Origin of the sequence: Parabacteroides sp. Y3-G-102, from assembly GCF_023656845.1 — a bacterium.
In the GTDB taxonomy this organism is placed as follows: domain Bacteria; phylum Bacteroidota; class Bacteroidia; order Bacteroidales; family Tannerellaceae; genus Parabacteroides; species Parabacteroides distasonis.
The window spans coordinates 132,315-141,336 of sequence record NZ_JAMOKU010000008.1; the positions used below are offsets into that span (position 1 = coordinate 132,315).

At 46.3% G+C, this 9,022-nt stretch carries 9 protein-coding genes; all 9 read left to right on the forward strand.

The window, feature by feature from the left end:
- Positions 1-45: 45 nt before the first annotated feature.
- Positions 46-468, forward strand: a complete 423-nt coding sequence (gene ruvX / locus NBH16_RS05825; RefSeq protein ID WP_008772415.1) for a Holliday junction resolvase RuvX — start codon at positions 46-48, stop codon at positions 466-468.
- 3 nt (positions 469-471) lie between these two features.
- Positions 472-1,029 (forward strand): peptide deformylase, encoded by a 558-nt coding sequence (def, locus tag NBH16_RS05830; protein ID WP_005857695.1) that lies wholly within the window; start codon positions 472-474, stop codon positions 1,027-1,029.
- 20 nt (positions 1,030-1,049) lie between these two features.
- The gene (locus NBH16_RS05835; RefSeq protein WP_005857693.1) at positions 1,050-2,597 is read left to right on the forward strand and encodes an acyl-CoA carboxylase subunit beta; all 1,548 of its coding nucleotides are present in this window, start codon (positions 1,050-1,052) and stop codon (positions 2,595-2,597) included.
- Between the two features lie 12 nt (positions 2,598-2,609).
- Positions 2,610-2,942 carry an acyl-CoA carboxylase biotin carboxyl carrier protein subunit gene (locus NBH16_RS05840; RefSeq protein WP_005857691.1) on the forward strand — a complete coding sequence of 111 codons (333 nt, stop codon included), beginning with the start codon at positions 2,610-2,612 and terminating at the stop codon, positions 2,940-2,942.
- A gap of 41 nt (positions 2,943-2,983) precedes the next feature.
- The gene (locus tag NBH16_RS05845; RefSeq protein WP_005862989.1) at positions 2,984-5,107 is read left to right on the forward strand and encodes a tetratricopeptide repeat protein; all 2,124 of its coding nucleotides are present in this window, start codon (positions 2,984-2,986) and stop codon (positions 5,105-5,107) included.
- Positions 5,108-5,197: 90 nt separating this feature from the next.
- Positions 5,198-7,153: a threonine--tRNA ligase gene (gene thrS / locus NBH16_RS05850; protein ID WP_005857688.1), complete on the forward strand. Its 1,956-nt coding sequence runs from the start codon at positions 5,198-5,200 to the stop codon at positions 7,151-7,153.
- 33 nt (positions 7,154-7,186) lie between these two features.
- On the forward strand, positions 7,187-7,813 hold the full coding sequence (infC, locus tag NBH16_RS05855; protein WP_008779711.1) for a translation initiation factor IF-3: 627 nt from the start codon (positions 7,187-7,189) through the stop codon (positions 7,811-7,813).
- Between the two features lie 54 nt (positions 7,814-7,867).
- Complete coding sequence (gene rpmI / locus NBH16_RS05860; protein ID WP_005857684.1) at positions 7,868-8,065, forward strand: 50S ribosomal protein L35; 198 nt, start codon at positions 7,868-7,870, stop codon at positions 8,063-8,065.
- A gap of 106 nt (positions 8,066-8,171) precedes the next feature.
- On the forward strand, positions 8,172-8,516 hold the full coding sequence (rplT, locus tag NBH16_RS05865; RefSeq protein WP_005857682.1) for a 50S ribosomal protein L20: 345 nt from the start codon (positions 8,172-8,174) through the stop codon (positions 8,514-8,516).
- The last annotated feature ends 506 nt before the right edge of the window (positions 8,517-9,022 follow it).

Below are 9,022 nucleotides of genomic sequence, written 5' to 3' on the forward strand. Positions count from 1 at the left end.
GGATTTGTGTAATCTGTATTTATATTTATGCTATATTCGCGCTCGATGGGAAGAATAATTGCAATAGATTACGGCCGGAAACGTACGGGGATAGCCGCTACGGATATTTTACAAATGATCGCTAACGGCGTGGCGACAGTCCCAAGTGGAGAGGTTGTGAAATACCTGTCGGATTACATATCACGGGAACCGGTGGATTTATTTGTGGTCGGGCTTCCAAAGCAAATGAACAATGAGCCTTCTGAGAACATGAAGTATGTGGAGGCGTTCGTGACCCATCTGAAAAGGACGATACCAAGTATTCCGGTAACTTATTACGACGAGCGGTTCACGTCGGTCTTAGCTCATAAGGCCATGTTGGAAGGCGGTTTAAAGAAAAAGAAACGGCAAGATAAAGGATTGGTCGATGAGATTAGCGCCGTTATTATTTTGCAAGCTTATTTAGAAAGTAAAAAATATCAGTTATAACTTATGATTTTACCCGTATTTTTATATGGTCAGCCCGTACTAAGAAAAGAGGCTGAGGATGTACCTAAAGATTATCCCGACTTGAAACAGTTGGTTGCCAATATGTTTGAAACGATGTATAATGCCGATGGGGTAGGGCTTGCCGCTCCTCAGGTGGGCTTGTCTATCCGTTTGGTGGTTATAGACGGTGATGTGATGGGAGATGACTTCCCTGAATGCAAGGGTTTCAAGCGTGCGTTGATTAATCCCGAGTTTTTGGAACGTAGCGAGGAGGAAATAGCTATGGAGGAAGGCTGCTTGAGCCTGCCGGGTATACACGAGAAAGTGTCTCGCTCGAAAACGGTTCGTGTGAGATATTGGGATGAGAATTGGGAGGAGCACGAGGAAGTGGTGGAAGGTTTCGCCGCCCGTATCGTGCAGCATGAGTGCGAGCATCTGACGGGGCATGTCTTTATCGACAATGTCTCCGCTATTCGCCGCCAATTGAACAAAGGCAAATTAAATAGTATTATTAAAGGGACGGTTCGTTGCTCTTACCGGGCAAAAGCCGTTGGTAAATAATAAATCTATAAATAATCAATATGACAGATTTAAGTAAAAACATTGAGGCCCTCAGGGAAAAGAAAGCCGTTATCGAGATGGGCGGTGGTGAGGCTGCTATCGAAAAGCAAGTGGCGATGGGTAAGCTTACTGCCCGGGAGCGTATCTTGGCTTTGTTGGATAAGAACTCTTTCCATGAGTATGACATGTTCGTGAAACACGATGGCCGTGATTTCGGTATGGAGAAGAAGGTTCTGCCGGGTGATGGTGTGGTTACTGGTACGGGTACGATCTTTGGTGCCCCGGTTTGCATCTATGCGCAGGACTTTACGGTTGCCGGTGGTTCGTTAGGTTTGCAGCATGCTCGTAAGATCACCAAGATCATGGATCATGCGTTGAAGATGAAATGTCCGATCATCGGAATCAATGACTCGGGTGGCGCGCGTATCCAAGAAGGTGTTGGTGCTTTGGCTGGTTATGGTGAAATATTCTATCGCAATACGATCGCCTCGGGCGTGATCCCTCAGATTTCCTTGATCCTCGGTCCTTGTGCCGGTGGTGCCGTTTATTCTCCGGCGTTGACGGACTTCGTGTTTGTGGTTGAGAACATCTCTAAGATGTTTATCACGGGACCGAACGTTATCAAGACCGTGCTGGGTGAGGATATCTCTATGGAAGACCTTGGTGGCGCACGTGTTCATGCGGAGACTACAGGTAACGCTCATTTCTATGCCTTGAGCGAGCAAGAATGTTTCGATCAGGTGAAACGTTTGGTTAGCTTCATCCCTTGGAATAATCAGGAGCGTGCGAAAGTGGTTGAGCCGAAAGAGCCGTCCGCTATGCTGAATATCGAGCAAGTAGTTCCGGCGGACCCGAAACAACCGTATGATGTGCGAGACGTTATCAGATGTATCGTCGATGACTCGGACTTCTTGGAGATTCAAGAGTTGTGGGCCGCTAATATTGTGATCGGTTTTGGTCGTATGGCAGGAGAAACGGTAGGTTTCGTTGCCAATCAACCGATGGTTTTGGCCGGCGTGCTTGATTGTGATAGCGCTGACAAGGCCGCTCGTTTCATCCGTTTCTGCGACTCATTCAATATTCCTATCATCACGTTGGAGGATATGCCGGGTTATCTGCCGGGCGTAGATCAAGAGCATGCGGGTGTGATTCGTCATGGGGCTAAGGTTCTGTATGCGTATTCGGAAGCTACTGTTCCTAAGATCACGGTTATCTTGCGCAAGGCGTACGGTGGAGGTTATATAGCTATGAACTCCCGTCACTTGGGCGCTGACTTCATGTTCGCTTGGCCGAGTGCGGAGATCGCTGTTATGGGTCCGGAAGGTGCAGCTAACATCATATTCCGCAAGGAGATCATGGAGGCGGAAGATCAGAACGCTATGCGTCAGGAGAAGGTGAAAGAATATATCGAGAAATTCGCGAACCCGTACGTGGCGGCTTCCAAGGGATTTATCGACTCTGTGATCGAACCGAAAGAAACCCGTTCATTATTGCTACACGCACTGAAGCTTTCCATTCTAAAAGAGGAATACAGACCGGCCAAGAAGCACGGTTTGCCTCCGTTCTAAATTGATGAGAGTATGGAAAAGAAACACCAGCAAGAAGAATATGTAGACTTTGTGGTGACGGCACGTAAATATAAGACGTTGCTGACAGCGAAGTATAAGAGCCGACCGATGTGGCATAAGCCGTCGGCTGGTGACGTGGTTTCTCATCTTCCCGGAACGATTATCAAGATTATGGTAGAAGAAGGACAGGCTGTGGAGGCTGGGCAACTTCTGCTAATCCATGAGGCGATGAAAATGCAGAACCGGGTGGTCGCTCCCATATCGGGAGTCGTTGTCGAGCTCAATGTAAAAGAGGGCGATAAGATAACGAAGAATCATTTAATGGTAAAAATAGAGTCTAAGTAAGATAATTTACTTATTTTTGCCTCTCAATCATTTTTAATAGGATGAAGAAGGCAACACTCTTTTTGATATTACAGATATTTACGATTTCGCTTTTTGCGCAGATTAATACGGACCGTGTATTGGCCATTGGTAGGAACGCCCTTTATTTTGAGGATTATGTTCTTTCCATTCAGTACTTCAATCAGGTTATCAAATCCAAACCTTGGTTGGCGGAACCCTATTTCTATCGTGCGGTGGCGAAGATAAATCTGGACGATTTTAAGGGGGCCGAGGAAGACTGTACTTTATGTCTTCAGCGGAACCCTTTTTTAACGCAAGCGTATTACGCTCGCGGCATCGCCCGTCAAAGTCAGGAGAAATACGACGAGGCGATCGACGATTACCAGAAAGGACTTGAGTTCAAACCCGAGGACCGCCAGATGCTGGTGAATATGGCGGTGGCTTTTATCCAGAAAAAAGACTACAACGGGGCGGAGAAGACATTCGATGATTTAATGACCGCCCATCCGAAATATTCCATGAATTATATGACACGGGGCGCTATGTATCTGGAGAAAGGGGATACGTTGAAAGCCTTGGCCGATTATAATAAGGCGATCGAGATGGATCCTTATTATGCGCCGGCGTATGGCAATCGTGCGATCCTTCATTATCAAATGGATGATTATAAGGACGCTCTGGCCGATTTGAACGAGGCTCTACGTCTGGATACCCGTGAGAGCGGATATTATATTAACCGGGGGCTAGTTCGTTATCAGATGAATGACTTGAGAGGTGCGATGGCCGATTACGATCAGGTGATCAGCATGGATAGCCGGAACTTGATCGCACGGTTTAACCGGGGGTTGCTTCGGTTCCAAGTCGGGGATAATAACCGGGCTATCGAGGACTTCGATGTCGTTATCCAGCAAGAGCCAGATAACTATATGGCTTATTACAACCGTGCGTTGCTCCGTTTCGAGACGGGCGACTACCGGGGGGCCGTGCAGGATTACGACGTGGTCTTGAAGCAATATCCTACTTTCCTGCCAGGCTTTGTGAGCCGTTCGGAAGCAAAGCGTAAGCTGGGGGATAACGTGGGGGCAGACCGTGATTATTGGGCAGCCATAAAGATGGAGGAGCAGGCCAAGAACGGACAGCTCCCGAAGACATCGTCTTCTGGCTCCAATACAGCGGTGAACGGAGATGCCAAGACGGACGATTCGGAGGAGAATACTCGTGAGCAATCCGATAAGAATATCAATAAGTTCAACCGCTTGGTAGTATACGATAAGGAGCAGGAGCGTAAAAGTAAATACCAAAGTGAGGTCCGTGGGCGTGTACAAGACCGGAATGTCCATGTGGATCTGGAACCCCAGTTTGTCTTGACCTATTACGAGAAGGCGGATCCCGTAAAGAAACTTGTTTATTACGACAAGATGGTGGAGGATTACAATGGCCAGATGGTCTTGAAGCGTAAATTGCGTATCACGAACGAGGAGGCCGCTTTGACTGAGGACCAAATCGCCGTGCATTTCGCCTCCATCGACGAGTATTCGGCGGAGATCGAGCGTGATCCGAACAACGCTAACGCTTATTTTGGCCGTGCGATGGACTTCATGTTGGTGCAGGATTTCTCGGAGGCGATCAAGAATTTCTCGGAAGCGATCGAGCGAGACCCGTCGTTCACGATGGCTTATTTCAATCGTGCCGTGGAACGTTATAAGCAATTGATGTACACCCAATCCCAGCAGGCTAGCAAGGATACGTACGACTTGAGTGGCTCGGGAATGAACTTGAATATTGGTAAGTCCGCACAGTCGCAGGTAAACGCCAACACCTCGGTGGACCTCCGTAGCGCTATGCTGAAGGATAATAAGCGAGCCTATGAGCATGAGCAGATCATGAGGGATTACGATATGGTGATCAAGCTGAACCCGGGTTTTGTGTACGCTTACTTTAACCGTGCGAATCTGCGTTGCGCCCAGCGTGATTTCCGTGCCGCTATCGTTGATTACAACGAGGCGATCGAGCGGGACCCTGAATTTGCCGAGGCTTACTACAACCGTGGGTTAGCCCGTCTGTCGCAAGGTGACGTGAACCGGGGCATCGCCGACTTGAGCAAGGCAGGGGAATTGGGTATCTACAACGCCTATAGTATCATCAAGCGAATGACAAGCCGGTGATAACGCAAATTATTCGAGTTAAATGTTTCGCTGATAGAAAAGAAATATTAACTTTGTGGGCTGAATATAAAGAATTTTAGAGAATAGAATATGATAAAGATTACATTTCCGGACAATTCCGTAAGAGAATATGCAAAGGGAACGACTGCTATGCAGATAGCGGAAAGCATTAGTTCTCGTTTGGCACAGGAAGTCCTAGCCGCAAGCGTGAATGGGGAGGTTTGGGACTTAAGCCGTCCTATCAACGACGACGCTACGGTGAAACTTTTGAAGTGGGAAGACGAGGAAGGTAAACATGCGTTCTGGCATTCCAGCGCTCACCTTATGGCAGAGGCTTTGCAGGAATTATATCCGGGTATTAAATTCGGTATCGGTCCGGCGATCGAGAACGGTTTCTATTATGACGTGGATCCGGGTGAGGCCGTGATCAAAGAGGGTGATTTCGCTGCTATCGAGGCTAAGATGCTTGAGCTGGTAGCCAAGAAAGAAGAGATCAAACGTCAGGACATTACCAAGGCGGATGCCATGAAGATGTTCGGCGATAGAGGTGAAGAGTATAAAACAGAGCTTATCAGTGAGTTGGAAGACGGTACGATCACTACCTATACGCAGGGTTCTTTTACGGACTTGTGTAGAGGACCGCACTTACCGAATACCTCTTATCTGAAAGCTGTCAAGATATTGAGCGTAGCCGGCGCTTATTGGCGTGGCGATGAGAAACGCAAGCAATTGGTTCGTTTGTATGGTATCACTTTCCCGAAAAAGAAGATGTTGGATGAGTATCTGACATTGTTGGAGGAGGCCAAGAAACGTGACCACCGTAAGATCGGTAAGGAGATGGACTTGTTCATGTTCTCCGATACGGTAGGTAAGGGCTTACCGATGTGGTTGCCAAAAGGTACCGCCTTGCGTTTGCGTCTGCAAGAGTTCTTGCGTCGTATCCAAGCTCGTTATAATTATCAAGAGGTAATGTGTCCGCCGATCGGTAATAAATTATTGTATATTACCTCCGGCCACTACGCTAAATACGGAAAGGATTCTTTCCAACCGATCCATACACCTGAGGAGGGTGAGGAATACTTCTTGAAACCGATGAACTGTCCTCATCACTGTATGATCTATAAAAACTCTCCTCGTTCGTATAAGGACCTGCCGTTGCGTCTCGCTGAGTTCGGTACGGTTTGCCGGTATGAGCAGAGTGGAGAGTTGCACGGATTGACCCGTGTACGTAGCTTTACGCAGGATGATGCTCATATCTTCTGCCGCCCCGATCAGGTAAAGCAGGAATTCTTGAACGTAATGGACATCATCTCGATCGTATTCAAGACGATGAATTTCGAGAACTTCGAGGCTCAGATCTCCTTGCGTGACAAGGTGAACCGTGAGAAATATATCGGTAGCGACGAGAATTGGGAGAAGGCTGAGCAAGCGATTGTAGAGGCTTGTGAGGAAAAAGGCTTGAAAGCTAAGATCGAATATGGAGAGGCCGCTTTCTACGGTCCGAAACTCGACTTCATGGTGAAAGACGCTATCGGCCGCCGTTGGCAGTTAGGTACGATTCAGGTAGACTATAACTTACCGGAACGTTTCCAATTGGAATATACGGGTGCCGACAACCAGAAGCACCGTCCGGTTATGATTCACCGTGCGCCGTTCGGTTCCATGGAACGGTTCGTTGCCGTATTGATCGAGCACACCGCCGGAAAGTTCCCGTTGTGGTTGACTCCGGAGCAGGTATGTATCATGCCGATCAGCGAGAAGTTTAATGATTACGCTTGGCAAATCGCACGTGAGTTGGGTAATCAGGAAATCCGTGCTATCGTAGATGACCGAAATGAGAAGATCGGTCGTAAAATTCGTGACAATGAATTGAAAAGAATCCCTTATATGCTCATCGTTGGAGAAAAAGAAGCAGAAAATGGTGAAGTTTCTGTAAGAAAACAGGGCGAAGGTGATAAAGGTTCGATGAAAATTGCTACCTTTGCAGCGCTTTTGAATGGCGAGGTAGAGGAAATGATGAATCGCTGGCAAAAAAGTAATGATTAAATAACTAATAACGAGGAGAATAAATCTTTTTGAATGAAGAATGACAATCTGAAAGAACAGTATAGAATCAACGAACGTATTCGTGTTCGTGAAGTTCGTTTAGTAGGTGACAATATTGAAACGGGTGTTTATCCGATCGCTCAAGCGCTGAAAATAGCGGAAGAGCAGGGGATGGATCTAGTCGAGATTTCACCAAATGCTGCGCCCCCCGTTTGTAGAGTAATCGACTACCAGAAATTCCTCTATCAGCAAAAAAAGCGTCAGAAAGAGCAAAAAGCGAAATCTGTGAAAGTGGTCGTGAAGGAGATTCGTTTCGGGCCTCAGACAGATGATCATGATTACAATTTTAAATTGAAGCACGCTAAGGGATTTTTGGAGGAAGGTTCGAAGGTCAAAGCCTACGTGTTCTTTAAAGGCCGTTCTATCCTTTTCAAGGAACAGGGAGAAGTCCTGCTGCTTCGTTTTGCCAACGATTTGGAGGATTATGGAAAAGTAGAGCAGTTGCCGGTATTGGAGGGAAAACGTATGATTATCATGCTTACTCCGAAGAAAGCGGGCACTGGCTCAGCCCCGGCTGCGGCCGCAGCTCCGAAAGTTGTAAAGAAAGTGATCACGACACCTAAGCCTAAAAGCGAGGGTGATAAGAAAACAGAAGAATAAAATCCGTCCCTGATAGAAGGGAGGTTAAGTTTAATAATTAAAAATAATTGGAAAATGCCTAAGATGAAGACTAATTCCGGTGCCAAAAAGAGGTTCGCCCTTACCGGATCAGGAAAGATCAAAAGAAAACACGCTTTTAAGAGTCATATCTTAACAAAGAAGACTAAGAAGCAAAAGAGAAATCTTACTCACACGGGTTTGGTAGCTAGTGTTGACGTAAGCAACGTAAAGCAGATGCTTTGCATGAAGTAATCTTTATTCATTAAGCGAGTTTTATAACGATTTTTATTAACCGAATGCATTTAGCAATCAAGTTCATCCTAAGAGATGACGCTAACATTCAAAACAGATTAGAATTATGCCTAGATCAGTAAATCATGTTGCTTCAAGAGCAAAAAGAAAACGGATTTTAAAACTAACCCGTGGTTATTATGGTGCACGTAAGAACGTTTGGACCGTAGCGAAGAATACATGGGAAAAAGGTTTGACTTATGCTTTCCGCGACCGTCGTAACAAGAAACGTAATTTCCGTGCTTTGTGGATTCAGCGTATCAACGCTGCCGCTCGTATGGAAGGTTTGTCTTACTCTCGCCTAATGGGTGCTTTGCACGCTGCCGGTATCGAGATCAACCGTAAGGTTTTGGCAGACTTGGCCGTTAACCATCCGGAAGCATTCAAGGCTATCGTAGCTAAAGTAAAATAAGATTTTTGCTATATAGTTAATAAAGAGCCTCCCCGAAAAGGAGGCTCTTTTTTTGTTGTTTTTGTTTGGTTATGTCGATACGATTACATATCTTTGTAACAAGAAAAAGATAAACAGGGAATGAGTTAAGCCGCACTTGTTCGATTGGGAAACTCATCAGTTTATTTTAATTCCGAGACATAGCTCTTGTCGCCAATGGCGGGCCGCGCCCTTCGGGGTATGCTTAGCACGGCGGATTACAAAGGTGGCAAAGCACTCAAATCCTGTCATACGGAGTTTGTTCACATCTACAGTGCGGCTTTTTCAAATAGGGAAGAGGATCTTTAATTAGATTCTCTTCTTTTTTATGCGGTTCACGCAGGTAGTCTCGTTAGCTCATATAAGGGCTCACCCGATAAATCAGGGGGAAAATTCTTTAATTCTATAGAAAATTTGCACCTTTGTACCATGAACAATCAAGGACTATTAGCATTGGCACAGTTGATTCTGCCATCAGAGATACTTTC